The 1,092-nt window shown below is 70.3% G+C and carries 1 protein-coding gene; it reads right to left on the bottom strand.

Annotation, left to right across the window (positions count from 1 at the left end; all coding sequences use genetic code 11):
* Positions 1 to 1,092, bottom strand: a 1,092-nt coding sequence (locus tag ACWEFL_RS36130; RefSeq protein WP_451721365.1) for a non-ribosomal peptide synthetase, incomplete at both ends; no start/stop codon positions are given.

Genomic DNA, 1,092 nt, shown 5'->3' with positions numbered 1-1,092 from the left:
GCGGCGTGCTCCCCCAGCGTCCGCATCACCGGCGTCCACGGCACCACACCCACACCCGAGTCGGCCTCGGCCGCAACAGCATCGCCGCTCGCCGTCCCCACCACCGCGGCAAGCCCCGCAGGAGTCTCATACTCGAAAACATCCTGCACCTTCAGCACCAGACCCGCACGCTGAACCCGCGCCACCAACTGCATCGACATAATCGAGTCGCCACCCAGCTCGAAGAAGCTGTCCTCGACCCCGACCCGCTCCAACCCCAGCAACTCCGCGAAAGCCCGGCACAACACCGCCTCCGCCTCCGACTCCGGCCCCCGCCCGGAGACCCGGCCCGCGAAATCCGGCGCCGGCAACGCCCCACGATCCACCTTCCCGTGCCGCGTCACCGGCAAGGAGTCAAGGACGACCACCACGGCCGGCACCAAGTACTCCGGCAACACCCGAGCCACGTACTCCCGCACCTGCCGGCCGTCCACAGCCGACCCGTCGGGCACGACGTAGCCGATCAGACGCCGCTCACCCGGCCGCTCCTGCGGAGCCGTCACGACGGCCTGGGTCACCGACGGATGCGCGGCAAGCGCCGCCTCCACCTCGCCCAACTCCACCCGGAACCCACGGATCTTCACCTGCGCATCCGCACGCCCGACAAAGACCAGCGCCCCGCCATCGGTCCACCGCACCAGATCGCCGGTCCGGTACATCCGCTCACCCGGCACGAACGGACACGCCACGAACCGCTCAGCCGACAGACCCGCCTGACCCCAATACCCCAGCGCCAGACCCTCACCCGCCACATACAGCTCACCGGTCACGCCAGGCGGCACCGGCTGCAGGAAGGCGTCCAGTACGTACACCTGCCGACAGGGCAGCGGACGTCCGATGGGCAGTACCGAGCCGACGGCCTCGTCCGGACGCCAGATCCGCCAGGTCGCGCAGAGGGTGGTCTCCGTGGGCCCGTACAGATGACGCACCGTCACCTCTGCGCACGCCTCCCGCACCCGGGCCACCGACGCGGCAGGCACCACATCCCCACCCGTCAACACCTCACGCAACCCCGCAAAACACCCCGGCGCCTCCCCCGCCAGCACCCGAAAC

The organism is Streptomyces sp. NPDC004838 (genome assembly GCF_053600955.1).
The sequence above is the reverse complement of the archived record's forward strand: the minus strand, read 5'-3'. Positions and strand labels throughout refer to the sequence as shown.